Genomic DNA, 26575 nt, shown 5'->3' on the forward strand with positions numbered 1-26575 from the left:
GATGCGGCGCGTTCCCCTCAGGGGTCTCGCCGCCAGGACGGCGGCGCGAAGGCCCCAGGGAAGGGTCCACGCCGTCCACTGAGGGGAATGTGCCGCAGCACCTGCCTACTCGAAGGCACGGTTTCCATGAGCCTACCAGATAAGCGGAATTCAGCTAACGCGAAACCAACAAGGTCTCCAGGCTGTTGCACCAAAGCCCTGAGGGGAAAGCACCGCAGCACCTGCCTGCTCGAAGGCACGTTCTTCCATGAACCTTCCGGATAAGCAGAATTCAGCTAACGCGAAACCCGCAAGGTTTCCAGGCTATTTCGCCAGAGGCCAAAGGAGAATGCGCCGCAGCGCCTGCCTGCTCGAAGGCACGGTTTCCATGAGCCTTCCAGATGAGCGGAATCCAGCTACCGCGAACCCAGCAGGGAGCGAGAGCTGTTGGGTCAGTGGGCTGATTGGGGATGTGTTCGGTTTGGGCTGGCAATGAGAAGTGGGAATTGCGGTCGGAGACTGCTTGAACGGCCCAATGCTCATCGGAGCCCAGGTTGGACAAATGACATCGGCGAACGAAATCGAACACGAACGGCCGTGCAAAAAAGAGCGCATTGTAATTCCGGAATGGAAACAAGATGTTCCGCGAAAGCCGCCACTGAAAAGTCAGGATTCCGCCGCACCGGCTCCCGATGCGGTTGATTTAATGATGGCCTAAGTACTTGCCCTGCTTGACATACGACTTGAAATTCCACTATTGTGCACTTTAGTGGGAATAAGTGGTAAATAGTGTCATCCAGGTGGAAACATTGTGTTTTTCGGCGAAACAGCAATCAACCTGGACGCCAAAGGGCGTCTGGCCATACCGATGCGCTACCGGGACTCGATCCAGGAGCAGTGCGGTGGCCGGATGGTATTGACCTACAGCGCATTCGATTCAGGGGCGCTGTGGTTATACCCCGAACAGGAATGGGAAAGAGTCAGGGACGAAGTGACAAGCCTCAGTACCTTCAATCCAGGCCATCGCAGCCTCCAGCGCCGCCTCGTCGGCAGCGCGGCGGCCGTGGAGCCGGATGGGACAGGGCGAATCCTTCTGCCAGCCACCCTTCGCCAGGTGGCCGGATTGGAAAAACACGTCGTGCTTCTGGGCATGGGCAGCCGTTTCGAGGTCTGGAACGAAGCCATATTGAACCAGAAACGCGTCGAGGAAGAGCGCAGCCTGAGTGAGGCCGCGTCGGAAGAAATGGCCCGCCTGGTGCTTTGATGGGTGGGTGGAACCGAATTGCCAGAGGTGCTGATCGCGAACGATGAGCAATGACCAACACCAGCCGGTATTGCTGGAAGAAGTGTTGGAAGGGCTCAAAATCCGCGCAGACGGAAACTATCTCGACGGCACGTTTGGCAGAGGTGGACACAGCAGGGCCATTGCGGACTGCTTGTCCGGGGAAGGCTGTCTTGTAGCGCTGGACAAGGATCCTGAAGCGATAGCAGCCGGGTTGGGGATGTTCAAAGCGAACCCGTGCTTCAGGATTACCCAGGGCAGCTTTGCCGACATGGAGCGCCACGTCCGTGACTGGGGCCTGGAAGGGAATCTGGATGGAGTTCTTCTCGATCTCGGAGTTTCCTCGCCGCAGCTGGACAATCCGGAACGGGGCTTTTCGTTCATGGGCGACGGCCCCCTGGATATGCGCATGAACCCATTACAGGGTGTTTCCGCGGCCGAGTGGCTGGCGGAGGCGCCGGAACGGGAAATATCCCGGGTGTTTTGGGAGTACGGAGAGGAGCGCCACGCGCGCAGGATTGCCAGGAGCATCGTAATGGCCCGGCAGCAACGGCAGATGGAAACGACCGGTCAGTTGGCAAAACTGATTGAGGAAACCATCGGCCGTCGAGAACCAAAAAAGCATCCGGCCACACGGTGCTTTCAGGCAATCCGGATACATATAAATAACGAATTGGCAGATCTGGCCCAGGGGCTGGACGCCGCGATAACGGAGTTGCGCCCGGGAGGACGGCTGGTCGTGATCAGCTTTCACTCCCTAGAGGACCGCCTGGTCAAGCGGACATTCAGAGAAGCCGCACGACCAGGCAAGGTCCGTCGCAACCTGCCCGAGCATCCGGACCTGAAGCCCAGGCTCCGTCTGGTCGGGAAAGCCATTCGTCCATCCTCCTCCGAACTCTCCGCAAATCCCCGGGCCCGAAGCGCCATCATGAGGATTGCGGAGAAACTCGCTTGAATGCCCGGCTGCTGATAGTTCTGATCGTCCTGGTTGCCGTAATCGGCAGTGCGCTCGGTGTTGTGTATGCGCGTCACGACAGCCGGCGCCAGGCTGTGCGTCTGGGCGAACTCGAAAACGAACGAGACGCCCTGATTGCCGAATGGAGCCGGCTGCAGCTCGAACAGGCGTTTCTGGCGGACGCCGGACAGGTTGAGAGCCGGGCACGTGATGACCTTCGCATGCAATCGCCGGAATCCGTGAATATCCTGGTGGTGCGGCCATGAGTTCCGAAGAACGCACCGCCGTGCCGCTGACCCGGCTGTATGCTTTCCTGCTGGTGTTCGCGCTGTGTTCGGTCGCGCTGGTGGCGCGGGCCGTAAACCTCCAGGTGATGGAGTCCGAGTTCCTGCAGGGACAGGGCGAGGCCCGGTTCATGCGCGAGGTGGAGGTTCCGACCCGCCGCGGCAATATCCTGGATCGCAGTGGTGAACCGCTGGCGGTCAGCACGCCGGTCGATTCCGTTTGGGCTCATCCCGGCGAACTGTTGCAGACGCCGGAAGACATCGCTCCGCTGGCCGCGATACTCGGAGCGGACGCCGATGAAATCGAACGGCGGCTGAACCAGCGCTCCGGGCGGTCGTTCGTTTGGCTGCGTCGCCGTCTGCACCCCGACGTGGCGGAAGAAATTCGTGCCGCCGACCTCGACGGTGTGTACCTGCAGAAGGAGTACCGCCGCTTCTATCCTGCCGGTGAAGTGGCCGCACACGTCATCGGCTTCACCAATATCGACGACATCGGCCAGGAAGGCCTGGAGTTGGCCTACAACGATTGGCTCCAGGGCAAGCCGGGTCGCAAGCGGGTGATTCGGGACCGCCTGGGCCGGACCGTCGAGCACGTGGAATTACTGCGCGAGGCCGAGCACGGTCATGACCTCGCGCTGACGATCGATCGCCGCCTGCAGTACCTCGCCTATCGCGAGTTGAAGCGCACCGTGCTCAAGCACGGTGCGCGCTCGGGCAGTATCGTGCTGCTGGATATTCCATCCGGCGAAGTGCTGGCGATGGTGAATCAACCTTCGTTCAATCCCAACCAGCCCAATATCGACAGCGACGGCTTGCGCAACCGGGCTGTCACCGACGTGTTCGAACCCGGTTCGGTCATGAAGCCGTTCGCGGTCGCCGCTGCGCTCGAAGCCGGCATCGTGCGGCCGGATACGCCCATCGACACCACCCCCGGCACCATCAATATCTCCGGGCACACCATTTCGGACCATCGCAACTATGGCCCCATCGACGTCACGCGGGTGATCACGAAATCGTCCAACGTCGGCGCCACCAAGCTGGCCCTGGCGATGGAAGCCGAGCAGTTGTGGAGCGTTTACGATCGCTTCGGTTATGGCGATGTCACCGGCATCGGCTTCCCGGGGGAATCCGCCGGTGTGCTGCGTAACCACCGGCGCTGGCGCCGGGTCGAGCAGGCAACCCTTTCCTACGGATACGGACTTTCAGTGACCACCCTGCAGCTCGCGTCGGCCTTTGCCGCGTTGGCGGACGAGGGCCGCATGCGTCCGCCGAGCCTGATCCAGGGCGCGACGAATCCCGCCGTTTCAGTCCTCGATCCGGAAATCGCACGCCAGGTCGCCGCGATGATGGAAACCGTCACCGGCCCTGATGGTACCGGCAAGGCCGCGCGGGTCACCAACTACCGCGTGTCGGGAAAAACCGGTACATCGCGCAAGGCCAGCGCGGCCGGCTATGCCTCGCGCTACGTCTCGACCTTCGCCGGGTTCGCACCGTCCAGCGAGCCCCGGCTGGTCTGTGTCGTGGTCATCAATGATCCGAGTAACGGACAGTATTACGGTGGCGCGGTGGCGGCGCCCCTGTTCTCCACGGTCATGGCGGGCGCCCTGCGCCTGCTGGATATTCCGCCGGACGACTTCGCCGGCACGCTGGTGGACCATGCTGAGTCACAGCGTACCCGGGCGGGCGGAGAGGCGCCATGAGCTGCCCCATGAGTCTGGGAACCCTGCTGGAGGGCTGGTGTGACCAGCCGCCCGTCGTGGTCGTCACGGGTCTCAACCTGGATTCGCGCCATGTACAGCCTGGTGAAGCATTTGTGGCAGTGGCGGGTGGTCGTCAGCACGGTCTCGATTTTGCGTTGCAGGCCGAAGAACGGGGAGCGGCGGTCGTCATTCACGACGGGTTGGCGCCCGTTCCGCAACTGGGCATTCCGGCTGTGGCCGTCGACGGGCTCGGCGCCCGGTTGTCGGCGCTGGCCGCACGGTTTTTTCATGCTCCTTCCGAGCGTTTGACCGTTGCGGGCGTGACCGGAACCAATGGCAAGACTTCGACGGCTCACTTCATTGCGCAGGCCTGGCATCGGGCCGATGGGAGTGCCGGGCTGATCGGCACCCTGGGCTACGGGGCACTGGATCGTCTGCGGCCGGCCCGCCTGACGACGCCCGACCCCATTTCCGTGCAACGGGCCCTTTCCGAATGCATCGATGCGGGGGTGGAACGGGTCGCCATGGAGGTGTCATCACACGCGCTGGAGCAGGGTCGCTGCGCGGATGTGGCTTTCGAGGCTGCCGTACTCACCAATCTCAGCCGTGACCACCTGGATTACCACGGCAGCATGGACAATTACGCCGCGGCCAAGCGGCGGTTGTTTACCGATTGCCGGCCCCGTTTCGCCGTGATCAACGCCGATGATGAATTCGGCAGGTCATTGGCGGATGAGCTCGAAGGCGGGTGCCAGGTGCTCAGCTACGGAATGCGCCAGCGCGCGGAATTGCGGGCCGAGGTGGTTGGCATGGATGCGTCCGGGTTGAATCTAGAACTCGCGGGTCCCTGGGGCGGAGGCCGAATCCATACCGGTCTGATGGGTCGTTTCAATGTATCCAACCTGCTGGCCGCGGCCGGTACGCTCGCCCTGCTGGGCATGCCCTGGAGCCAGGTGCTGCATCAGTTGGAACTGATGCACCCGGTGCCGGGCCGCATGCAATGCCTGGGTGGCGAAGGCGGGCAGCCGGTCGTGGTCGTCGATTTCGCGCATACGCCCGATGCACTGCGGGAGGCGCTGACGGCGCTCGGTGCGCACCTCCACGGTCGTCTGACCTGTGTGTTTGGCTGCGGCGGTGATCGGGATCGCGGCAAACGCCCGTTGATGGCGGCCATCGCCGAGAAACTGGCCGACCGGGTGGTGCTGACCGCCGACAATCCGCGCGGAGAATCGCTGACAGAGATTTTCGCCGACATGCAGACAGGACTGGCATCACCGGACCGGGCGCTGGTCATCGCCGACCGGTCCGCCGCCATTCGCCGGGCCATTCAGGACAGCCGGCCGGGCGACATTGTCCTCATTGCCGGCAAGGGTCATGAAACCTGGCAGGAAACCAATGGACAGCGACTGCCGTTCAGCGATGAGGCGGCCGTTCGGGCCGTGCTGGAGGAGGCCGCATGATCCGCCTGTCGCTCAGTTCCATCTGCGAGGTCCTGGACTTGCCGCGGCCGGAGTGTGACGTGACGGTCGAGTCGGTCGCCACGGACAGCAGGAAAGTGCGATATGGCAGCCTGTTTGCCGCGCTCGAAGGCGAGCGGGTGGATGGGCATGAGTTCACTGGCGCGGCGGTATCCACCGGCGCGGTCGCGTTGCTGGTGCGGCGCCCCGTGGACGCCCCGGTGCCGCAACTGGTGGTCGAGGATGTGCTGAAAGCACTGGGTCGCATCGCCCGGCTGGTGCGGGATACCGCGGATCCTGTCGTTGTGGGAATTACCGGCAGCAATGGCAAGACGACGGTCAAGGAGATGGTCTCGGCCATTCTGCGCCAGAACGGACCTGTACTGGCTACCGAAGCCAATTACAACAACGAGCTGGGAGTGCCTCTCACCCTGTTCCGGCTCGAGACCTCACACCGCCATGCGGTGCTCGAAATGGGCGCGAGCCGGGCCGGAGACATCGAATACCTGGGTGAAATTGCGCATCCGGACATCGGGCTGGTCACGAACATCGGACCGGCACATCTCGAAGGCTTCGGCGATATAGAAGGTGTGGCTCGGGCCAAGGGCGAGATGTTCGCCGCGCTTCCGGCCGCTGGCTGCGCGGTGATCAACGCCGATGAACCGTGGCGCGAACTCTGGCAGTCCCTCAACCGGGCGGGTCGGACCCTGAGTTTCGGTACCGGCGCGGATGCCGATGTGCGGGTGAGTGCTGACGGGGATGTGACCTGTCTTGAAACGCCCGTGGGCGAATGCAAGGTGAAACTGAGCCTGCCGGGCGCACACAATCGGCTCAATGCTGCGGCCGCGGCAGCCGTGGCGGTGGCGCTCGACGTGCCGCTGGCCGATATCCGCGACGGGTTGGAATCGGTTGGGCCGGTGCCGGGACGGTTGAATCTGATTTCCACCAAAGCGGGATGGACCGTGATCGACGATACCTACAATGCCAATCCCGCATCGCTTTATTCCGCATTGCGGGTTCTGGCCGGCATGCAGGGCAAGGCGTGGCTGGTGCTGGGCGACATGAAGGAACTCGGCGAAGACAGCCGCAAACTGCACGCGGAAGTGGGTGACGCGGCGCGCTCCCTGGGCGTGGCGCGTTTGTTCGCCCTGGGCGAAATGTCCGCCAGCACAGCGGATGCCTTCGGTGCCGGTGCCGAACATTTCGACGATCGCAACGAACTGGTCGGTGCGCTGCGTGCCGCGCTGAGGCCCGGGATCAACTGCCTGGTCAAGGGTTCACGTTCCATGGGCATGGAGCAGGTCGTTCAGGCCATCACTGAATCCGCGGATGTGAAGGAGGCCTGCTGATGTTGCTCTGGCTGTTCGCCCGGCTGGCTGAAATCAATCCGGGATTCAACGTGTTCGGCTACATCACCCTGCGCACCGTGCTCAGTGCGCTGACGGCGCTGACCATCTCGCTGGTGCTGGGCCCGGCCTTCATCCGGCGTCTGGTGCGTAACCAGACCGGGCAACCCGTTCGTGAACTGGGACCCAAGTCACACCTGTCCAAGGCCGGCACACCGACCATGGGGGGGGCGCTCATCCTGTTCTCCATCGTGCTGACCACTCTGCTGTGGGCGGATCTGAGCAACCGCTACGTGTGGGTTGTGCTGGCGGTGACTCTGAGTTTCGGGCTGATTGGCTGGCTGGACGACTATCGCAAACTGGTGCTCCAGGATTCCGCGGGTCTGCCGGCACGCTGGAAGTACCTGGGGCAGTCCGTGTTCGGCCTGGCCGCCGCGGTTTTTCTGTACCAGACCGCCGAACAGCCCGCTTCCACCGAGCTGATCGTACCGCTGTTCAAGGGCGTGGTGATCCCGCTGGGTGTGTTCTACGTGGTGACCACCTATTTCATGATCGTCGGCTTTTCCAATGCCGTCAATCTGACCGATGGTCTCGATGGACTGGCCATCATGCCGTCTGTTTTTCTGGCTGCGGCGCTCGGTATTTTCGCCTACGTGGCCGGGCATGCAGGGTTCTCCGGTTACCTTGGCCTGCCTTCCATTCCGGGGGCCGGTGAGTTGGCGATATTCTGCGGCGCGTTGGGTGGAGCGGGACTGGGCTTTCTGTGGTTCAACACCTATCCGGCCCAGATATTCATGGGTGACATCGGCGCGCTGGCGGTGGGGGCGGCACTCGGTTTGATCGCTGTAGTCGTTCGCCAGGAGCTGGTTTTCATCCTGATGGCCGGCGTATTCGTGGTCGAAACACTGTCGGTCATGCTGCAGGTGGCTTCGTTCAAGCTGACGGGGAAACGCATTTTCCGCATGGCGCCGATCCATCATCATTTCGAACTCAAGGGCTGGCCCGAGCCGCGCGTGATCGTACGTTTCTGGATCATCTCGGTCATCCTCGTTCTGGCCGGTCTGGCGACCCTGAAAATCCGATGAGACGATCCGGCATGAAAACCCAGGCACGTGACGCCGGATTGGCGCGCCCCGTCGTCGGGCTCGATCTGTGGGTCATGTTGCCGGCCGTGTTGCTGGTGGCCATCGGCGTGGTCATGGTGGGTTCGGCGTCGATTGCCGTCAGCGAGGGGCAGGACATGCAGCCCTACCACTATGTGCTGCGCCACTGCATCTACGTGGGTCTGGGTGTCGCGTTGGCGCTTTCTTTCCGCATCGTTCCGATCGACTTCCTGCAACGGGTCAGCCGGCCGATGATGCTGCTCTCGTTGCTGGCCCTGCTGATGGTGTTCATCCCCGGTATCGGCCACACCGTGAATGGCAGCACCCGTTGGGTTCGGCTGGGGTTTGTCAACTTCCAGGTGGTGGAAGCCGTCAAGCTGATGGTGATCATCTATCTCGCCGGCTATCTCGCACGCAAGGCGGACCTGGTGCGGACCCGATTCTTCGATACCCTGAAGCCGCTGCTGTTCGGCGGGCTGCTTTCCGCGATTCTGCTGGTGCAGCCCGACATGGGCAGCGCGGCGGTGATCATCGCCATCATCGCCGGGCTGATCTGGCTGGCCGGTGCCGCCTGGCGGCACATTGCCGTGCTTGGCATGCTGACCATTCCGGTGTTCGGTTTCGCGGCCATGGAGCCCTACCGCCTGCGGCGCATCGTCAGCTTCATGGATCCCTGGGCGGACCCATTCAACAGCGGATTCCAGTTGACCCAGGCGCTGATCGCGGTCGGACGGGGCGAACTCTTGGGCGTTGGGCTCGGGGCGAGTATCCAGAAACTGCTTTACCTGCCCGAAGCGCACACCGATTTCATCTTCGCGGTGCTGGCCGAGGAATTCGGCCTGGTTGGCGTGGTTCTGGTGATGGGCCTCTACCTGCTGCTGGTCACCCGCATCATGGTGGTCGGAATTCTCGCCCATCGACGGGGGCGACCGTTCGCCGGTTTTCTGGCTTTCGGCGTCGGCTTGTGGCTCGGATTGCAGGCCATGGTCAGCATCGGCGTGAATCTCGGCGTACTGCCCACCAAGGGTCTGACCCTGCCGCTGATCAGTTCGGGCGGCAGCAGCATTCTGATGACCCTGCTCGCGCTGGGCATGGTATTGCGCATCAAGTTCGAACTCGATCTGGAAAGCGGCGCCCCGTTACGGCGGCGGACGTCGCTGAAACGGGCGACGGCATGACACGGGAGGTTGGTGGCGTGTTGATCATGGCAGGTGGAACAGGCGGGCACATCTTTCCCGGCCTTGCCGTGGCCGCAGAATTGCAGGGACGGGGCATTCCCGTGCGTTGGCTTGGCGCCAGCGGCGGCATGGAATGCGAACGCGTGCCCGCCGCGAACATCCCGCTGGATGCCGTCTCGATTTCCGGGTTGCGCGGCAAGGGTTTGGTCCGTTGGCTTGGCATGCCGTGGAAGCTGTCGCGAGCGGTGTTCCAGGCCTTTCGCGTCATCGGTCGTCATCGGCCGGAGTGTGCGGTGAGTTTCGGCGGCTATGCGGCGGGACCGGGTGGTCTGGCCGCGTGGCTGCGGGGTGTGCCGTTACTGGTGCACGAGCAGAATCGGGTGCCCGGATTGACCAACCGCGTCCTGGCACGCTTCGCCCGCAGCGTACTGCAGGCGTTTCCGGGATCCTGGCCGGCTGCTGCGGCGGCCGTCACCTGTGGCAATCCGGTGCGTGCGGATGTGGTCGGGCTGCCCGCACCCGAAGCCCGCATGGCCGCCCGAAACGGTCCCCTTCGCGTGCTTGTAACCGGTGGCAGCCAGGGCGCCCGCGCCTTGAACGAGAAGGTTCCGGCGGCGCTGGGGCTCTTGCCCGAATCACTCCGGCCTCAGGTCCACCATCAGGCGGGGCGCGACCGCGCCGAGGAAACCCGGCAAGCCTACCGGGATGCGGGAATCGAGGCCCGGGTGCAACCCTTCATCGACGACATGGCCAGGGCCTACGCCTGGGCCGACCTGGTGGTCTGCAGGTCTGGAGCCTTGACGGTTTCGGAGCTGGCGGCAGCCGGTATCGGGGCAGTTCTGGTGCCGTTTCCGCATGCCGTCGATGACCACCAGGCATGCAATGCCGATTACCTGGCGGCGGCCGGTGCGGCTGAAATGATCCGTGAGGCGGATTGCTCGGCGCAGGCCCTGGCGGACCTGCTGGCGAGTCTGCTGACCAGCCGGGAGCGTTTGCTGGACATGGCGCTGGCCGCGCGAGGTCTGGCGATGCCCGATTCCGCGCGGCGGGTGGCGGACCTGTGCCAGGAGGCGATGGCATCGTGAACCGTACCGCTTCCTACCTCCAGCCCATGCGACGCATCCGGCGTGTGCACTTCGTTGGCATCGGTGGCGCCGGCATGAGCGGGATTGCCGAAGTGCTGGTGAATCAGGGCTTCGAAGTATCGGGTTCCGACCTCGCCGTCAGCAGCACCACGCGCCACCTGCAGAAACTGGGTGTCACGGTTCACGACGCCCACAGTGCGGACAACATCGAGGGTGCGCACGTGCTGGTGGTGTCCAGCGCCGTGGGTGAGAACAATCCCGAGGTTCGCGCGGCGCGCGAGCTGCGAATACCGGTCGTGCCACGTGCCGAAATGCTGGCCGAACTGATGCGCTTCCGCCGCGGCATCGCCGTGGCCGGCACGCACGGCAAAACGACCACGACCAGCCTGACGGCCGGCTTGCTGGCCGAGGCGGGTCTCGACCCGACATTCGTGATCGGCGGTCTGGTCAATGCCTGGGGCAGTCACGCCCGCCTGGGTACTGGTGAATACCTGGTGGCCGAAGCTGACGAAAGCGATGGGTCGTTTCTCCTGCTGCAGCCGGTCGTGGCCCTGGTGACCAACATCGACCGGGATCACCTGGAGAATTACGGGGGCAGTTTCAGTGCCCTGAAACGTGCGTTTCTGGAGTTTCTGCACCATTTGCCATTTTACGGTGTGGCGGTGCTCTGCGCGGATGATGAGCATGTCGCAGCCCTGTTGCCCGACGTGACCCGGGCGGTCGTTACTTACGGCTTGACCGCGAACGCCGATGTGCGCGCGAGTGAACTGGTGCAGCGCGGGCGAATGATGCGCTTCAAACTGCACCTGCCGAACGACGACCGGGCCCACCAGGTGCGGCTCAATCTGCCCGGCACTCACAACGTCCTCAATGCACTGGGAGCGATCGCGGTGGCGTGGGAACTGGGAGTGGACGTGCCGGCCGTTCTGGACAGCCTGGCTGGGTTCCAGGGCATCGGGCGGCGCTTCGCCGAAGTGGGAACCTACGACGTCGAAGACGGGGATGTGCTGGTTATCGAGGACTACGGGCACCATCCCTCCGAAGTTCAGGCCACCCTTGAAGCGGCACGCTCGGGCTGGCCCGATCGCCGCCTTGTCGCGGTCTTCCAGCCGCATCGTTTCAGCCGCACGCGCGACCTGTTCGACGATTTCGTCCAGGTGCTTTCCGCCGCCGACGTCCCGGTATTGACCGACATCTATCCCGCGGGTGAGGCGCCCATCGACGGAACGGACAGTCGGGCGCTGTGTCAGTCCATCCGCGCGCGCGGCAAGGTCGAGCCCATCCTCATCCCCGAAGTCGGAGACCTCGCCGCCGAGTTGCCGTCCCTGCTGGAGGCGGGTGACCTGGTCCTGCTGCTGGGAGCCGGCAACATCGGGCAGGTGGCGCAGGACATTCGCGAGAACGGCCTCGGCCGGCGGGAGGCCGCGTGAACGGGGTGCCGGAACGGCGCATGGCGCAGGCCGCCGGGTTCGGCCGGGTCGGGCTCGTGATTGGCGGAGACAGCGCGGAGCGGGAGGTGTCATTGAACGGTGGCCGTGCGGTTGCCGCTGCGCTGGAGCGCAACGGAATCGACCACGAGGTCTTCGACGGACCGATGGCGTTGTTCGAAGGCATTCGAGCGGGCCGGGTCGATCGCGTTTTCAATCTCCTGCACGGCCCGGGTGGAGAAGACGGCAGCCTGCAGGGCGCGCTGCAACTGATGGATGTCCCGGTCACCGGCGCCGATCTCGCATCGTCCGCGCTGACCATGGACAAGGTGCGGTCGAAATGGGTCTGGGAGCGCAACGGCATCCTGACCCCGCCGTTCGCAGTTTTGCAGGGGCCGGACATGGACGGACGCGATGCCATTCACAGCCTCGGCCTGCCGCTGTTCGTCAAACCCGCGGGGCTGGGCTCCAGCATCGGTGTGAGCCGGGTCGAAAACGACGAAGAACTCGAAACGGCCATTGCACTGGCCCGCCGCTACAGCCCCATCGTTCTGGTCGAGAAAGCCATCGAGGGCGGGGAGTATTTCGCCGGTATCCTCGGGCGCACGAGCTTGCCCCTGATCCGGGTGGAGACCCCGCGGGCGTTTTACGACTACACGGCCAAATACGAATCCGACGATACGCGTTACGACTGTCCCTGCGGTCTGCCCGCCGCGGTCGAAGACGGTTTGCGCGAACAGGCGCTGCGCGCGTTCGATCTGCTCGGCGCCTCGGGTTGGGGGCGGGTCGACTTTCTGCTCGATGACGAGGGTCAGGCCTGGTTCCTGGAGGTCAACACGACTCCCGGCATGACCGATCACAGCCTGGTCCCCCAGGCCGCGGCGGAAATGGGTATCGGCTTTGACGAACTCGTGTGGCTGATTCTGGAGACCAGCCTGTGAACCGGCGATTGACACCGGTGCGAGGCGGCCTTCGCGGCCAGGGATTCAGCCGGGGCGTGCTCGTGCTGTTGATTCTGTTCGGCGTGGCCATTGCCGGCACCGCCTGGGTCGGCACCGGAATCGTGGCGCGCGAGCGCTGGCCGATTCGCTGGCTGGAACTCAACGGTCCGTTCCAGCGCATCAGTGCCGAACAGTTGCGGTCCAGTCTGGCGCCACTCGTGAGTGCGAGCTTCTTCACCCTGGATTTGCAACGTTTGCGTGATGCGGCGATGCGCAATCCCTGGGCGGCGAGTGTGGTGGTGCAAAAGCAATGGCCGGACACGGTGCGGGTCACCGTTGAGGAACATCGGCCCGTCGCGCATTGGAACTCGGGCCGGCTGGTGTCGGCCCAGGGCGTGGAATTTCCGGCGCCGGACGCCGACGGCATCCAGGGACTGCCCTGGCTGCGGGGTCCGGACGAGCGTCTGGACGACGTGCTGGCGCAATGGGTGCGGTTCAACACCATGCTCGATTCGGCCGGCCTGGAAGTCGACCGACTGGTGCTCGATCAGCGCGGGTCCTGGTCGATGATCGTCAGTGGCGGTACCCACCTCGAACTGGGGCGGGATGAACCGGTGGAGCGCCTCGAGCGGTTGATGGCGAGTTGGAACCCGTTGTTGCGGAACCAGCCGCTACCCCCGTTGGCCGTGGACCTGCGTTACACCAATGGATTTGCCGTCCGCTGGCCGGAACCGTCCGCGGATCTGGCGGGGAACGACAACTGAGCCATGGACAAAAAGTCATCAGGACAAATGCAAATGCTTCGTTTCCGGCTCAATAACATCAAGGGTTTCAGAGCCCTGTATCCCTTCCGGCGCAGGGGTTCTGTGGATCGCAGCGGGCATTCCCGGGGTGTCGCTGCGTCGCGGTGCCCAACCGTCGATGGCATTGGAATGCACGGGAACATTTGAGATGGCTGCCAGAAAAAACGAGAAATCACTGGTCGTCGGCCTGGACGTGGGAACGTCCAAGATCGTGGCCATCGTCGGAGAAGTTCAGGCCGACGGAAACGTCGAAGTCATCGGCCTGGGCTCGCATCCATCGCGGGGCCTGAAACGGGGCGTCATCGTCGACATGGCTTCGACCGAACAGGCGATCCAGCGGGCCGTCGAGGAAGCCGAACTGATGGCGGGCTGCGAGATCCATTCGGTCTTCGCGGGAATTTCCGGCAACCACATCCGCAGCCTGAACTCCGATGGCACGGTAGCGATCAAGGACAAGGAAGTGTCTGAAGGCGATGTGGACCGGGTCCTGGACGCCGCCCGGGCGGTACCGGTGGCCGCCGATCAGAAAATCCTTCACGTGCTGCCGCAGGAATACGTCATCGACAACCAGGACGGTATCCGGCAACCCATCGGCATGGCGGGGGTTCGGCTCGAAGCCCATGTGCACGTGGTGACCGCGGCGTTGAGCGCGACACAGAATATCGGCAAGTGCGTCGCACGCTGTGGCCTGGTCATCGACGAACTCATCATGCAGCCGCTGGCCGCCAGCCACGCGGTGCTGACCGATGACGAGAAAGACCTCGGCATCTGCCTGGTCGATATCGGGGCCGGCACCACGGATATCGCGGTGTTCACCGAAGGCGCCATCCGTCACACCGCCTGTATCCCGATTGCCGGTGACCAGGTGACCAACGACATTGCCGTCGCGCTGCGTACGCCCACGCAGCACGCCGAAGACATCAAGATCAAATATGCCTGCGCGCTGGAGCAGCTGGCGCGCAGCGACGAGACCATCCAGGTGCCCAGTGTTGGCGACCGGACTTCGCGCCGGCTTGCACGCCAGACACTGGCGCAGGTGGTGGAGGCCCGCTACCGGGAGTTGTTTTCCCTGGTGCAGGCCGAACTGAGGCGCAGCGGCCTGGAGAGCATGGTCGCCGCGGGCCTGGTGCTTACCGGCGGTGCATCACGCATCGAAGGCGCCGGTGAACTGGCCGAGGAGATTTTTCACATGCCGGTCCGGCTGGCGACCCCGCAAGGGGTTTCCGGTCTGTCCGACGTGGTTTCGAATGCGATTCACGCGACCGGTGTCGGTTTGCTGCTGTACGGCAGTCAGGCGGACTACGGCCGCGCGGTCCTGACCCCGGGAGGCGGCGAAGCCTTCTTCGACCGGGTGCGTAGCTGGTTCCGGGGCGAATTCTGACGATACGAATAAACGGCGAGCGAGAGGAGATAGTAAAAATGTTTGAACTAGTAGAGAACTTCACACCAAACGCGATGATCAAGGTGATCGGCGTCGGGGGTGGGGGCGGAAATGCGGTTGCACAGATGATCGACGCCAGCATCGAGGGCGTCGAGTTCATCGCGGCCAACACCGACGCCCAGGCCCTGCGGCAATTCAAGGGCAAGACGATCCTGCAGATCGGGTCCAGCGTGACCAAGGGCCTGGGAGCGGGCGCCAACCCGGAGGTGGGGCGCCAGGCCGCCCTCGAGGACCGCGATCACATCATGGAAATGCTGGGTGGTGCCGACATGGTGTTCATCACGGCCGGCATGGGCGGAGGCACGGGCACCGGTGCCGCGCCGGTGATCGCTCAGGCGGCCAAGGAAATGGGCATCCTGACGGTGGCTGTCGTCACCAAACCATTTCATTTCGAGGCCAAGCGGCGCATGCTGATTGCCGAAAAGGGCATCGAGGAACTGGGGGCCCATGTCGATTCCCTGATTACGATTCCGAACTCCAAGCTGGCGGCGGTGCTGGGTGGTGAGACCCTGCTGCTCAATGCTTTCAAGGCAGCCAACGACGTACTTCAGGGTGCGGTACAGGGCATCGCCGAGTTGATCACACGACCCGGATTGATCAACGTCGATTTCGCCGACGTACGCACGGTCATGTCGGAAATGGGCATGGCGATGATGGGTGCCGGCCAGGCCGCCGGAGACGATCGAGCCATCATGGCGGCCCAGGCGGCGATTGGCAGTCCTCTGCTGGAGGACATCAACCTGTCGGGTGCCTGCGGCATCCTGGTCAACATCACGGCCGGTCCGAACCTGACGATGAAGGAATTCGAAGAGGTGGGCGGAACGGTGGCCGATCTGGCCTCCGACGATGCCACCGTCGTGGTGGGTACGGTCATCGATCCCGATCTCGGCGATGATTTGCGGGTGACGGTGGTCGCCACGGGTATCGGGGATTCCCTGCGCGCCCGGGCATCGGAAGACAAGCCCATGCGCCTGGTGGCCAATGGCACTACCGGCAGGCCCGACTTCGAGGCGGAAACCGGAGGTGAAGCCGATGATGCCCTGTCCGACCGCGACCGGCGGTTGGCCAAGGCGGAGAACAAGGACCTCTTCGCCCATCAGCGGGACATCGACTACCTGGATATTCCTTCATTCCTCAGAAACCAGGCGGATTAGGATAGTCACGATGTTGAAAGGGTGTTGTCTCGCTCTCAGACCTGCCTTCTCGCGCCTGCGGCGCAAACCGGCAGGCATCGATCGAGACGTTCCCAGCGGCTGTATGCGGCTTCACTGGACGTTGCGTCGGGGTTCGTCGGCGCAAACCGGCAGGCATCGATCGAGGGTGGGACAGTCACTTGGTCGACGCGGGGTTGTCTCGCTCTCACGCCTGCCTTCATGCGCCTGCGGCGCAAACCGGCAGGCATCGATCGAGACGTTCCCATTGGCTGTGTTCGGCTTCTTGGGAGGTTGCGTCGGGGTTCGGCGCAAACCGGCAGGCATCGATCAGGACGCTCCCGCTGGCTGTGCGGGGCTCTTGTGATGCCGGATGGTCGGGATTGAGGTCGGAGGTTTGATGGGGAGAGGGTAGAAAGCGCTGCGGCCGGTCGTCTTTCGCTCGCCGCCCTGGCGGCCGGCTGTGGCGCTGATTTTGGGAAATGTGTCGGTTTTGTTAGGGGTTTGTTAATTTGTTGTTAAATTACAACACTTGTGGTTAAAAACCCCACATAATTCTTTGTTCAAAAGGGGTGCTGTGCTAGTATGCCGCAGGTTTTGCGGGCTGCGAGGAGTCCCATAATGATAAGACAACGCACCCTCAAGAACGTCATTCGAGCCACCGGTGTGGGTATTCACACCGGTCAGAAAGTATTCATGACGCTGCGTCCCGCAGCGGTCAACACCGGCATCGTTTTCCGTCGCATCGACCTCGATCCGGTGGTCGAGGTCCCCGCGTTCGCGACCTGTGTCGGGGACACGAGCATGAATACCACGCTGGAGCGTGACGATGTGAGGGTTTCGACGGTCGAGCACCTGATGTCCGCATTCGCCGGCCTGGGCATCGACAACGCATACGTCGACCTGAGCAATGCCGAAGTTCCGATCATGGATGGCAGTGCCGGTCCGTTCGTGTTTCTGATCCAGTCGGCCGGTATTGAGGAACAGTCGGCGGCCAAGCGTTTCATCCGCGTACTGGAACCGGTGGAAGTTCGCAGTGACGACAAGTGGGCCCGGTTCGAGCCGCATGCCGGGTTCCGGGTCTCGTTCAAGATTGATTTCAATCACCCCGTATTCAAATCACACCAGTCGTTCGCCTCGGTGGATTTTTCCACCACGTCCTACCTCAAAGAGGTGGCGCGTGCGCGGACGTTCGGGTTCATGCGCGATATCGAAATGCTGCGTGAACGTAATCTCGTGCTGGGTGGCAGCATGGACAATGCCGTGGTGCTGGACGATTACCGGGTATTGAACGAGGACGGTCTGCGCTACGAAGACGAGTTCGTGAAACACAAGGTGCTGGATGCCATCGGCGACCTGTATTTGCTCGGCCACGGCTTGATCGGTGCTTTTTCCGGTTACAAGTCCGGCCACGAATTGAACAACCAGCTGTTGCGCACGTTACTGGAAAAACCTTCCGCCTGGGAAGAAGTTACCTACGACGCGTCCGACAGCGTGCCGGTGTCCTACGCACATCCGGCAGAGGCCGTCTAGGAGCGGTACACCGCTCCAGGCCTCGATTCCCTGGACTCCATATTTCCGGCAGGAAGCCGGGCACACTCGCCGCCCGGAGGCCTGGCGGGCGTTGCCGACTCCGCCGTACGGCCGGGTGGATCCTGGATAGCGCTGTCTTCAGCGGCGGCGCCGCACCAGATGGTGCATTTGGTCCAGCGCTTCGGTTGCGGCCGGCGAAAGCGGACGACGGACCTTTTGCGGCGCCGAGCTGCGTACCAGCGGTGCCACGCGGATATCGATATGCCGGATCGTGTCCAGGCCGGCACGGCGCAGGCCTTCCAGCAGTTGGGGAGCCTGCATGCGCAGTCGGGTGGCCCAGGCTGCGCTGGGCGCCAACAGGATCAGGCGGTCCTCGCGGCGGTTGGCCACCTGGACATGTCGAGCGGTATCGGGGTCGGTCAGCCCGGCAAGAATATCGTCGAGGCGCGCCAGTTCGCGGGCATGGCGCCACAAGGGGCCCAGAGAGCTGTCGCGGCGTGCGACCACGTCGTCGATCCGTGAAGCGGCCTTGCGGGAACGAGGAGGATTAGCCATAGATATGAAGCCTACTGCAGCCCGTATGGGAAACGCCAGCATCGAATCCGCGACCCGTGGTCGCCGGATTTTGTCGGCCGTTCTGATCACGGGTGGGCTTGTGCTGGCATTTGCGGCCGGCCGGAGCTCCGTCGACGCACCGCCTTCGGTGAGCCAGGCCATGGCTGACCTCCGTGTCGAAATTCTGCTTCAGCAACGTACGGTCGATCGGCTGCGGCGTGAGCACCGTTCCGGTTTGAATGCTCTTTCAGCGCGCCTGGCGGAATTGCAGGCGGCGTCCACCCGAATCGACGCACTGGGCGAACGTATCGCCCAGATGGGCCAGTTGACGCTCGACGAATTCGACTTCAACGACCCGGCCCCGATGGGTGGTCCGGCCGAACCGTCTGCCACACCCGTGGACAATGCCGGTCTGCAACTGGCCATCGGTGATCTGGGTGAGCGGTTGCGCCGGCAGGCATCGCAACTGGACGCCCTCCAGTACCTGATGGTGAACCGGCAGATCGAGGACGACACGACGCCGGCGGGCTGGCCGGTGCGCAAGGGTTGGATCTCATCACGTTACGGCGAGCGAACCGATCCGTTTACCGGTGAACAGGCGCATCATCACGGCCTGGATTTCGTAGGCACCCGCGGCAGCGACGTGCTGAGCGTCGCCAGCGGGGTGGTGGTGTGGGCCGGACGGCGCCAGGGCTACGGAAATACCGTGGAGATCGATCACGGTAACGGATACCGCACCCGGTACGCGCATAATGACGATCTCGTGGTCAAGCCGGGGGATCCGGTACGAGCGGGCCAGCTTATCGCCCGTCTGGGCAGCACCGGGCGTTCGTCCGCGCCGCATGTCCATTTCGAGGTCCTGCACAACGGCCGCAGTGTCAACCCCGCCCGATTTGTCGAAAACCTCCGCTGAGCCGGATTCCTTTTCCCGGTGGCCATGCGCTCCGGTGGCGGTATACTGCACCCGGTCCGAGAGCTTGCGGACCGGGACGTGCGGCTTGTTTCCGCCGCGATCCGTCCCCACATTCGGCAGAGCAACTGCTTACCCGACCATCCTGTCCGGAAATGAATTCCGATGCTGAATAAGCTTTTTACGAAAATTGTCGGCAGCCGTAATGACCGGCTGATCAAGAAGATGCGCAAAACCGTGCAACAGATCAACGATCTGGAGCCGGATATGCAAGCCCTGTCCGACGACGACCTCAAAACCAAAACCGGGGAACTGCGCCAGCGCCACCAGGAAGGTGCTTCGCTGGACAACCTTCTGCCCGAGGCGTTCGCGCTGGTGCGCGAAGCCTCGCAGCGCAGCCTGGGATTACGTCATTACGACGTGCAGATGGTCGGTGGCATCGTGCTGCACCGCGGCATGATCTCGGAGATGAAGACGGGCGAGGGCAAGACCCTGATGGCGACCCTTGCGGTCTACCTGAATGCCCTGACTGGCCAGGGGGTTCACGTCGTCACGGTGAATGATTACCTGGCGCGGCGTGACGCGGAATGGATGCGCCCGGTCTACGAGGCCCTGGGCATGACCGTGGGTGTCGTCGTTCCAGGCATGACGCCTCCGGCGAAGCGGGCAGCTTACGCCTGTGACGTCATCTACGCGACTAACAATGAACTGGGATTCGACTACCTCCGGGACAACATGGCGTTCTCGTCGGACCAGAAGGTTCAACGCGATCGTTATTTCGCCATCGTCGACGAGGTCGATTCCATTCTCATCGACGAGGCCAGAACGCCACTGATCATATCCGGTCCGGCCGATGAGTCGCCCCAGCTTTATGTTCGGATCAACCAGCTGATCCCGAATCTCAAACGGGCCGAAATTCTGGAAGAGGCCGAAGGCGAGGTCGGTGAAGGTGACTTCACCATCGACGAGAAGCAGAAGCAGGTTTACCTCACCGAAGACGGCATGGCGCACGTCGAAGAGTTGATGGTACGTTCAGGCCTGCTGAAGGAAGACGACAGCCTGTACGATGCGCACAACCTGAATCTCGTTCATCACCTCAATGCGGCGCTGCGCGCGCATCACCTGTTCGCCCGCGATGTGGACTACATCGTCAAGGACGGCGAAGTGGTCATCGTCGACGAATTCACGGGCCGCACCCTGGCCGGACGGCGTTGGTCGGAAGGCCTGCACCAGGCGGTCGAGGCGAAGGAAGGCGTGCCGATTCAGCGCGAGAACCAGACCCTGGCCTCGATCACCTTTCAGAACTACTTCCGTCTGTACGACAAACTCGGCGGCATGACCGGTACCGCGGATACCGAGGCCTACGAATTCCAGACCATTTACGGTCTCGAGGTGGTTGTCATTCCGACTCACCTGCCGATGATCCGCGATGATCGTGATGACCTCGTTTTTCTGAAAAGCGAGGCCAAGTACGAGGCCATCATCGACGATATCCGGGACTGCTCGGAACGTGGACAGCCCGTGCTGGTTGGCACCACGTCGATCGAAACCTCGGAATTGATATCCGGTCTGTTGAAGAAACAGAAGGTTCCGCATGAAGTGCTGAATGCCAAGCAGCATGCGCGCGAGGCTGCGATCGTCGCGCAGGCCGGGCGCCCGGGTGCGGTGACCATCGCGACCAACATGGCGGGCCGCGGTACCGACATCGTGCTCGGCGGCAACCCCGAGTTCGCCGCCCGGGTCGAAGTGTATGGTGAAGAACAGGCCTGCGTTCCGGGTGCATGCGACGTGACGACCGACGAGTACAAGGCCGCGCTGGAACGGCACCGCGAAACCTGCGCCGCGGACCGTGAGAAGGTGCTGGCGGCCGGCGGGCTGCACATCATCGGCACCGAACGTCACGAATCACGGCGCATCGACAATCAGTTGCGAGGTCGTTCCGGCCGTCAGGGCGATCCCGGCTCCTCGCGGTTCTACCTGTCGCTGGAAGACAGCCTGATGCGGATCTTCGCGTCCGATCGCATGTCGTCGATGATGCAGCGCTTCGGCATGAAGGAAGACGAGGCCATCGAGGCCGGCATGCTGAATCGCGCGATCGAAAATGCCCAGCGCAAGGTGGAGGCGCACAACTTCGACGTGCGCAAACATCTGTTGGATTACGACGATGTGGCCAACGACCAGCGGCGCGTGATTTACCAGCAGCGCAACGAATTGATGGAGGCCGAGGAAATCCAGGATACGGTCAGCGACATGCGTGCTGACGTGGTGGAAGATGCGGTCAATACGTTCATTCCGCCGGGAAGTATCGACGAGCAGTGGGATCTGCCGGGTCTGGAACAGCGTCTGGAAGGTGAGTTCGGCATCGACCTGCCGCTGGTGAAATGGCTGGAAGAAGACGAGCAGATCCACGAAACCGTGCTGCGAGAGCGCATCATGGAAGCCGTGGACGGGCATTTCGCCGCCAAGGAAGAGCAGACCGGTCCGGAGGTGATGCGGCACTTCGAGAAGGCGTTGATGCTCAACGTGCTCGACCAGCAGTGGAAAGATCACCTGGCGCGCATGGATTATCTGCGGCAGGGCATCGGTTTGCGGGGCTACGCCCAGAAGCAGCCCATGCAGGAATACAAGCGTGAATCCTACGAGATGTTCACCGAGTTGCTGGGTAACATCAAGCACGAGGTGATCCGGATTCTCGCCCGGGTTCAGGTCAAGGCCGAGGAGGATGTCGAAGCCGTGGATGCACAGCGGCGAACTGATGCGCCGCTGCAGTACCGCCACGACGAAGCGGGCCCGGCGGCGCCGCCGGCTCCCGGTCAGCCACCCGCGGGGGCCGCCCAGGGGGCGCCCGGCTCCGCGCCGGAAACCCCGGAAACCTATGTGCGTGACGGTCGCAAAGTCGGGCGCAATGAACCGTGCCCCTGCGGATCAGGCAACAAGTACAAGCACTGCCACGGAAAATTAAGCTGACGAGTATTGCGCGTGCAGGTGGTCCACCGCCGCGTACAGTTCGTCCAGGCTCCCTGAATTGTCGATGATGTCATCGGCCAGCGCGCGGCGTTCTTCCCGGCTGGCCTGTGCGGCCAGAGCCGCCTCGGCCTGTTCCCGGCTGGAGCCGTCACGTGCCGTCAGCCTGCGAATCTGGGTTTCTTCGTCGACATCCACCAGCAGAACGCGATCGGCCCAGGAAAACAGCCCGGTTTCGGCCAGAAGGGGTACGACCAGGATGCAGTAGGGCCCTGAGGTCGTAGTCCGTATTCTCTGCAGCGCCCGCTCGGCGATGGCCGGATGCAGGATGGATTCCAGCAGGCGGCGCCGCTCGGGGTCGCTGAATATCAGGTCCCTCATGCGGCTGCGGTCGAGTTCGCCGTCCGCGGTCAACACCTCGTCGCCAAACGCGCTGACGACTTCGGTCAGTGCGGCTTCGCCGGGCTGAACGACTTCACGGGCGATCAGGTCGGTGTCGATGACCGGCGCACCGAGTTCGGCGAAACGATCGGAAACGGAGGTCTTGCCGGATGCGATGCCGCCGGTGAGTACGATGACCCTGGGCCGTTCAGTCGGCATCGCGCTACGATCAGCCGAATCCGCTCGATCGCGTGTAGTAGGCCATGATGCGTTCTCCCCAGATCAGCGCAATCCAGCCGGCTGCCGCGATGAACGGTCCGAAAGGCATGGGCTTGTCGCGGTTGAGCCGCCCGGTGCCCATCAGCACCAGGCCGACCACCGCGCCAACCACCGATGACAGCAGAACGATCAGCGGCAGGAACTGCCAGCCCATCCACGCACCCATGGCCGCCAGCAATTTGAAGTCGCCGTAGCCCATGCCTTCCTTGCCGGTCATCAGCCGGAAAAGATGATAGATGGACCACAGAATGAGGTAGCCGGCGATGGCGCCCAGCACACTGGAACCCAGATCGGTGTAAACGCCGAAATAATTGACCAGGATGCCGGCCCACAGCAGCGGCAGGGTCATGTTGTCGGGCAGTAACTGGGTGTCCGCGTCGATGCCTGTCAGTGCGACCAGCACCGCGGTCAGGGGGAGGGCGAGCAGTCCCTGGGCCGTCGGGCCAAAATGCCACAGGGTGGCCAGAAACAGCAGTGCCGTGGTCAGTTCGACCAGCGGGTAGCGCAGGGAAATTCGTTCCCCGCAAGCCGAGCAGCGGCCGCGCAATACGAGAAAGCTGAGCACGGGAATGTTTTCCAGCGCCGTGATTCCGTGCCCGCAGTGCGGGCACATCGAACGTGATACGGCGATTCCAAGCGGCCGTTCTCCCGGTTCGCTTTCGTTCTGCAGCAAATCGTGACACTGGCAGCGCCAGTCGTATTCCAGCAGGGGCGGCAGGCGCAGGATGACGACGTTCACAAAGCTGCCGATAAGCGCGCCGAGTACGAAAACCCCGCCGTACAGCAACAGCGGGGTCGAAATCAGTGTTTCCAGCATTCAGATTCTCGTCGGGTGCGGCGCGCAGGCCTGGGTCAGAATACCGCGGCCATCTTGAAGATGGGCAGGTACATGGCGACGACCATCATGCCGACCACAACGCCGACGAATACGATGATGGCCGGTTCAAGCAGGCTGCTGAGCGCGTCGACCGAGTTGTTGACCTCTTCCTCGTAGGCTTCGGCCACCTTGGTCAGCATGGTGTCCAGCGAACCCGCTTCCTCGCCGATGGCGGCCATCTGGATGACCATGTTGGGAAATACTTCGGTTTGCTGCATCGCCAGCTGGAGCTGATGGCCGACGGCAACGTCGCCGCGAATCTGCAGGGCGGCATCGTTGTACACCGCGTTGCCGGTGGCGCCGGAAACGATTTTGAGCGCATCGACCAGCGGTACGCCCGCCGCGAAAGTAATGGCCAGGGTGCGGCAGAAGCGCGCGATGGCGGCCTGCTCCAGGATGCCGCCGACAATTGGAATTTTCAACGACATGCGGTCGATCAGGTGCGAGAACCGTTTGGATCGCTTTTTCGCCGCGATAATGGTGACAATGGCTATCACGAGCACCAGTAACAGGTAAACGCCCTTCGCCTGCATGAACTCCGAGGCCGCGACGATCATCTTGGTGAAGGCCGGCAGATCGGCACCGAAGGCCACAAAAATGCTCTGGAACTGTGGAATCACGTAGATCAGCAGAATGGAAGACACGATGATGGCGACCGCGATGACCGCGGCCGGGTAGTAAAGTGCCTTTTTGATTTTCCCCTTGATGGTCTCGATGCGCTCCTTGTGCGAGGCGACGTTGTCGAGAATGCCATCGAGTACACCGGCGCTCTCGCCGGCCTTGACCAGGTTGACGTACAACTCGTCGAACTGTCCCGGGTACTGCGCCAGTGCCTCGTGCAGCGCGCCACCGGACTCCACTTCGGCCCGGATTTTGTCGACCACGGTGCGCATGCGCGGATTTTTCAGGCCGCCCGAGATGATCTGGAAAGCCGTCACCAGCGGCACACCGGATTTGAGCATGGTGGCGAGCTGGCGGCTGAAAATCGTGATGTCTTTGCTGGAAATGCGGCTGCCGGCGCCGCCGAACAGCGGCTTGCTTTTTTTCTTGACCGAAATCGGATTGATGCCCTGGCGGCGCAGTTCGGCGCGTACCAGGTTGGGACTGGCCGCGATCTGCTGGCCCTTGAGTTTCTGTCCGCGTTTGTCCCGGCCCTGCCAGAGAAAGACGGTCGGTTCTGCGTGTCCAGTTGCCATGACCTAGTCCTTGGTTACCCGGTTGATCTCGATCAGGTCGGTCCTGCCCGCGGCCACTTTCTTCAGGGCCGATCCGCGCAGGTCCGCGACACCTTCCTTGCGTGCCTGCTGGGCGATTTTGAGGGCGTTCCCTTCCTCGAGAATGATGCGTGAGATTTCGTCCGTGATCGGCATCACTTCAAAAATACCCGTCCGTCCGCGGTAGCCTTCGTTGCATTCACCGCAGCCGACGGGTTTGTAGAGTTTGAGGTCGTCGACCTCGCTGGCGTCGAAGCCGGCCTGGAGCAGGGCTTCGCGCGGGAGATCGTCCGGTTGTTTGCACAGATGCAGCGTGCGCACCAGACGCTGGGCGATCACCAGGTTCACCGCCGAGGTGATGTTGTACGACGGCACCCCCATGTTCATCAGTCGGGTGATGGACTGTGGCGCGTCATTGGTGTGCAGGGTGGACAGCACCAGGTGACCCGTCTGCGCCGCCTTGATCGCGATTTCGGCGGTTTCGAGGTCACGAATCTCCCCGACCATGATCACGTCGGGATCCTGGCGCAGAAAGGCGCGCAGGGCACGGGCGAAGGTCATGCCCTGCTTGGTGTTCTGCTGCACCTGGTTGATGCCGGGGACGCGGATTTCCACCGGATCCTCGACGGTCGAGATATTGCGGCCCTCGTCGTTGAGCATCTGCAGCGCGGTGTACAGGGTGACGGTTTTACCGCTGCCGGTCGGGCCGGTAACCAGGATCATGCCGTAGGGTTTGCTGACCGCCGATGCGTACAGCTTGCGTTCCTCGGCCTCGAAACCCAGTTCCTCGATGCCCAGCTTGGTGGCCGAGGAGTCGAGAATACGCAGCACCACCTTTTCACCAAACAGGGTGGGGCAGGTGCTGGCGCGGAAGTCGATGGACTTGCTGCGCGACAAATTGAGCTTGATGCGGCCATCCTGCGGCACCCGTTTCTCGGCGATGTCCAGGCCGGCCATCACCTTGAGGCGTGACGACAGGCGCCGGGCCATCTGGATGGGCGGCGCGGCGACGCTCTTGAGCACGCCGTCGAGGCGGTAGCGGATGCGGTAGCGGGACTCGTACGGTTCGAAGTGAATGTCCGATGCCCCCTTGCGGATGGCATCGAGCAGCACCTTGTTGATGAAGCGGACCACCGGTGTTTCGTCGACCGCCGGGTCGCCGCTTTCGTCCTCCTTTTCCTGGTCGACGGAAAATGCGACGTCTTCGAGCCCCTCGTCTTCCTCGAGGTCGTCGAAGACGGGGTTGGTCGCCTCCATCGCGCGTTCGATGGCCGGTTCGATCAGGTCGGCCGACACCAGGATGGGTTCGACGTGGAAACCGGAACTGAACGCGATTTCGTCCAGCACCTGGTGGTCGGTGGGGTCTTTGAGGCCAATGAAGAGCTGGTTGCCGCGAAGGTGCAGCGGCAGGGCCTGATGCTTCTCGATCAACGCCTCGCTGACCAGGCTGAGCGGTGCCTGGCTGAGATCGAACGCCCGTATGTCGATCAGCGGAATGCCGTATTCGTCGGAAGCCGCGGTTGCCAGGCGGCCCGGATCGACGGATTTGGAGGTGAGCAAAAAGGCGAGAAGCGAGCGGTTTTTCTTGCTGGCGCGGGCACAAGCGTCCTCGACCGCAGCCTCGTCGAGCAGATTCTCCTCGACCAGTCTCCGGGCCAGGCCGTTCAGACGGCTGGTGGCCTTGAGTTCCGTGTTCATCAGCGGGTCGCTCCTTTTTCCCGGCCAATATT

General features: G+C 62.9%; 22 protein-coding genes. 17 read left to right on the forward strand and 5 right to left on the reverse strand.

What is annotated here, in order from left to right:
* Window positions 1-790 precede the first annotated feature (790 nt).
* The 15 genes from mraZ (at window position 791) to lpxC (ending at window position 17665) form a co-directional block, all read left to right on the forward strand.
* Window positions 791-1243 (forward strand): division/cell wall cluster transcriptional repressor MraZ, encoded by a 453-nt coding sequence (gene mraZ, locus V3330_RS18375; protein ID WP_354696918.1) that lies wholly within the window; start codon window positions 791-793, stop codon window positions 1241-1243.
* Window positions 1244-1286: 43 nt separating this feature from the next.
* A complete protein-coding gene (rsmH, locus tag V3330_RS18380; protein ID WP_354696919.1) occupies window positions 1287-2216 on the forward strand; it encodes a 16S rRNA (cytosine(1402)-N(4))-methyltransferase RsmH in 930 nt (309 codons plus the stop codon).
* Entirely contained in the window at window positions 2213-2482 is a 270-nt protein-coding gene (gene ftsL / locus V3330_RS18385) for a cell division protein FtsL (protein WP_354696920.1), read from the forward strand. The genes rsmH and ftsL overlap by 4 nt, the downstream gene beginning before the upstream one ends.
* Window positions 2479-4200 carry a peptidoglycan D,D-transpeptidase FtsI family protein gene (locus tag V3330_RS18390; protein ID WP_354696921.1) on the forward strand — a complete coding sequence of 574 codons (1722 nt, stop codon included), beginning with the start codon at window positions 2479-2481 and terminating at the stop codon, window positions 4198-4200. Before ftsL ends, V3330_RS18390 begins: the two co-directional genes overlap by 4 nt.
* A complete protein-coding gene (locus V3330_RS18395) occupies window positions 4197-5660 on the forward strand; it encodes a UDP-N-acetylmuramoyl-L-alanyl-D-glutamate--2,6-diaminopimelate ligase (RefSeq protein WP_354696922.1) in 1464 nt (487 codons plus the stop codon). Before V3330_RS18390 ends, V3330_RS18395 begins: the two co-directional genes overlap by 4 nt.
* Window positions 5657-7006, forward strand: a complete 1350-nt coding sequence (locus tag V3330_RS18400; RefSeq protein WP_354696923.1) for a UDP-N-acetylmuramoyl-tripeptide--D-alanyl-D-alanine ligase — start codon at window positions 5657-5659, stop codon at window positions 7004-7006. The genes V3330_RS18395 and V3330_RS18400 overlap by 4 nt, the downstream gene beginning before the upstream one ends.
* Window positions 7006-8088 (forward strand): phospho-N-acetylmuramoyl-pentapeptide-transferase, encoded by a 1083-nt coding sequence (gene mraY / locus V3330_RS18405; RefSeq protein WP_354696924.1) that lies wholly within the window; start codon window positions 7006-7008, stop codon window positions 8086-8088. Before V3330_RS18400 ends, mraY begins: the two co-directional genes overlap by 1 nt.
* Window positions 8089-8099: 11 nt before the next feature.
* Window positions 8100-9284: a putative lipid II flippase FtsW gene (ftsW, locus tag V3330_RS18410; protein WP_354696925.1), complete on the forward strand. Its 1185-nt coding sequence runs from the start codon at window positions 8100-8102 to the stop codon at window positions 9282-9284.
* The gene (murG, locus tag V3330_RS18415; protein WP_354696926.1) at window positions 9281-10369 is read left to right on the forward strand and encodes an undecaprenyldiphospho-muramoylpentapeptide beta-N-acetylglucosaminyltransferase; all 1089 of its coding nucleotides are present in this window, start codon (window positions 9281-9283) and stop codon (window positions 10367-10369) included. The genes ftsW and murG overlap by 4 nt, the downstream gene beginning before the upstream one ends.
* A 26-nt stretch (window positions 10370-10395) precedes the next feature.
* Entirely contained in the window at window positions 10396-11799 is a 1404-nt protein-coding gene (gene murC / locus V3330_RS18420) for a UDP-N-acetylmuramate--L-alanine ligase (protein WP_354696984.1), read from the forward strand.
* A complete protein-coding gene (locus V3330_RS18425; RefSeq protein WP_354696927.1) occupies window positions 11796-12737 on the forward strand; it encodes a D-alanine--D-alanine ligase in 942 nt (313 codons plus the stop codon). Before murC ends, V3330_RS18425 begins: the two co-directional genes overlap by 4 nt.
* A complete protein-coding gene (locus V3330_RS18430; RefSeq protein ID WP_354696928.1) occupies window positions 12734-13501 on the forward strand; it encodes a cell division protein FtsQ/DivIB in 768 nt (255 codons plus the stop codon). Before V3330_RS18425 ends, V3330_RS18430 begins: the two co-directional genes overlap by 4 nt.
* Before the next feature lie 187 nt (window positions 13502-13688).
* Complete coding sequence (gene ftsA, locus V3330_RS18435; RefSeq protein ID WP_354696929.1) at window positions 13689-14921, forward strand: cell division protein FtsA; 1233 nt, start codon at window positions 13689-13691, stop codon at window positions 14919-14921.
* A gap of 38 nt (window positions 14922-14959) precedes the next feature.
* Window positions 14960-16135: a cell division protein FtsZ gene (gene ftsZ, locus V3330_RS18440; protein ID WP_354696930.1), complete on the forward strand. Its 1176-nt coding sequence runs from the start codon at window positions 14960-14962 to the stop codon at window positions 16133-16135.
* Between the two features lie 618 nt (window positions 16136-16753).
* Window positions 16754-17665 (forward strand): UDP-3-O-acyl-N-acetylglucosamine deacetylase, encoded by a 912-nt coding sequence (lpxC, locus tag V3330_RS18445; RefSeq protein WP_354696931.1) that lies wholly within the window; start codon window positions 16754-16756, stop codon window positions 17663-17665.
* Window positions 17666-17803: 138 nt separating this feature from the next.
* Here the strand turns inward: lpxC and V3330_RS18450 are convergent, their stop codons facing one another.
* Window positions 17804-18220 (reverse strand): DciA family protein, encoded by a 417-nt coding sequence (locus V3330_RS18450; RefSeq protein ID WP_354696932.1) that lies wholly within the window; start codon window positions 18218-18220, stop codon window positions 17804-17806.
* Window positions 18221-18380: 160 nt separating this feature from the next.
* On the opposite strand from V3330_RS18450, the gene V3330_RS18455 reads away from it, so the two are divergent.
* A complete protein-coding gene (locus tag V3330_RS18455) occupies window positions 18381-19133 on the forward strand; it encodes a M23 family metallopeptidase (RefSeq protein WP_354696933.1) in 753 nt (250 codons plus the stop codon).
* A 162-nt stretch (window positions 19134-19295) separates the two neighbouring features.
* Window positions 19296-22097, forward strand: a complete 2802-nt coding sequence (secA, locus tag V3330_RS18460; RefSeq protein WP_354696934.1) for a preprotein translocase subunit SecA — start codon at window positions 19296-19298, stop codon at window positions 22095-22097.
* Here the strand turns inward: secA and coaE are convergent.
* Genes coaE through pilB form a run of 4 tightly spaced genes read right to left on the reverse strand, consistent with a single transcriptional unit; the run spans window position 22089 to window position 26543 of the window.
* The gene (coaE, locus tag V3330_RS18465; RefSeq protein ID WP_354696935.1) at window positions 22089-22694 is read right to left on the reverse strand and encodes a dephospho-CoA kinase; all 606 of its coding nucleotides are present in this window, start codon (window positions 22692-22694) and stop codon (window positions 22089-22091) included. The two genes, secA and coaE, sit on opposite strands and share 9 nt — an antisense overlap.
* A gap of 10 nt (window positions 22695-22704) precedes the next feature.
* The gene (locus V3330_RS18470) at window positions 22705-23571 is read right to left on the reverse strand and encodes a prepilin peptidase (RefSeq protein ID WP_354696936.1); all 867 of its coding nucleotides are present in this window, start codon (window positions 23569-23571) and stop codon (window positions 22705-22707) included.
* A gap of 35 nt (window positions 23572-23606) precedes the next feature.
* Window positions 23607-24827 carry a type II secretion system F family protein gene (locus V3330_RS18475; protein ID WP_354696937.1) on the reverse strand — a complete coding sequence of 407 codons (1221 nt, stop codon included), beginning with the start codon at window positions 24825-24827 and terminating at the stop codon, window positions 23607-23609.
* Window positions 24828-24830: 3 nt separating this feature from the next.
* A complete protein-coding gene (pilB, locus tag V3330_RS18480; RefSeq protein ID WP_354696938.1) occupies window positions 24831-26543 on the reverse strand; it encodes a type IV-A pilus assembly ATPase PilB in 1713 nt (570 codons plus the stop codon).
* Window positions 26544-26575 lie beyond the last annotated feature (32 nt).

This window comes from Elongatibacter sediminis, assembly GCF_037892215.1.
GTDB lineage: Bacteria > Pseudomonadota > Gammaproteobacteria > Xanthomonadales > SZUA-36 > Elongatibacter > Elongatibacter sediminis.

Coding starts and splice junctions, on each gene's coding strand:
- ftsW (WP_354696925.1), top strand. CDS start 8,100: ATGAAAACCCAGGCACGTGACGCCGGATTGGCGCGCCCCGTCGTCGGG.
- coaE (WP_354696935.1), bottom strand. CDS start 22,694: ATGCCGACTGAACGGCCCAGGGTCATCGTACTCACCGGCGGCATCGCA.
- V3330_RS18390 (WP_354696921.1), top strand. CDS start 2,479: ATGAGTTCCGAAGAACGCACCGCCGTGCCGCTGACCCGGCTGTATGCT.
- rsmH (WP_354696919.1), top strand. CDS start 1,287: ATGAGCAATGACCAACACCAGCCGGTATTGCTGGAAGAAGTGTTGGAA.
- mraY (WP_354696924.1), top strand. CDS start 7,006: ATGTTGCTCTGGCTGTTCGCCCGGCTGGCTGAAATCAATCCGGGATTC.
- V3330_RS18450 (WP_354696932.1), bottom strand. CDS start 18,220: ATGGCTAATCCTCCTCGTTCCCGCAAGGCCGCTTCACGGATCGACGAC.
- ftsA (WP_354696929.1), top strand. CDS start 13,689: ATGGCTGCCAGAAAAAACGAGAAATCACTGGTCGTCGGCCTGGACGTG.
- V3330_RS18470 (WP_354696936.1), bottom strand. CDS start 23,571: ATGCTGGAAACACTGATTTCGACCCCGCTGTTGCTGTACGGCGGGGTT.
- lpxC (WP_354696931.1), top strand. CDS start 16,754: ATGATAAGACAACGCACCCTCAAGAACGTCATTCGAGCCACCGGTGTG.
- pilB (WP_354696938.1), bottom strand. CDS start 26,543: ATGAACACGGAACTCAAGGCCACCAGCCGTCTGAACGGCCTGGCCCGG.
- V3330_RS18475 (WP_354696937.1), bottom strand. CDS start 24,827: ATGGCAACTGGACACGCAGAACCGACCGTCTTTCTCTGGCAGGGCCGG.
- V3330_RS18395 (WP_354696922.1), top strand. CDS start 4,197: ATGAGCTGCCCCATGAGTCTGGGAACCCTGCTGGAGGGCTGGTGTGAC.
- secA (WP_354696934.1), top strand. CDS start 19,296: ATGCTGAATAAGCTTTTTACGAAAATTGTCGGCAGCCGTAATGACCGG.
- murG (WP_354696926.1), top strand. CDS start 9,281: ATGACACGGGAGGTTGGTGGCGTGTTGATCATGGCAGGTGGAACAGGC.
- ftsZ (WP_354696930.1), top strand. CDS start 14,960: ATGTTTGAACTAGTAGAGAACTTCACACCAAACGCGATGATCAAGGTG.
- V3330_RS18400 (WP_354696923.1), top strand. CDS start 5,657: ATGATCCGCCTGTCGCTCAGTTCCATCTGCGAGGTCCTGGACTTGCCG.
- murC (WP_354696984.1), top strand. CDS start 10,396: ATGCGACGCATCCGGCGTGTGCACTTCGTTGGCATCGGTGGCGCCGGC.
- V3330_RS18455 (WP_354696933.1), top strand. CDS start 18,381: ATGGCTGACCTCCGTGTCGAAATTCTGCTTCAGCAACGTACGGTCGAT.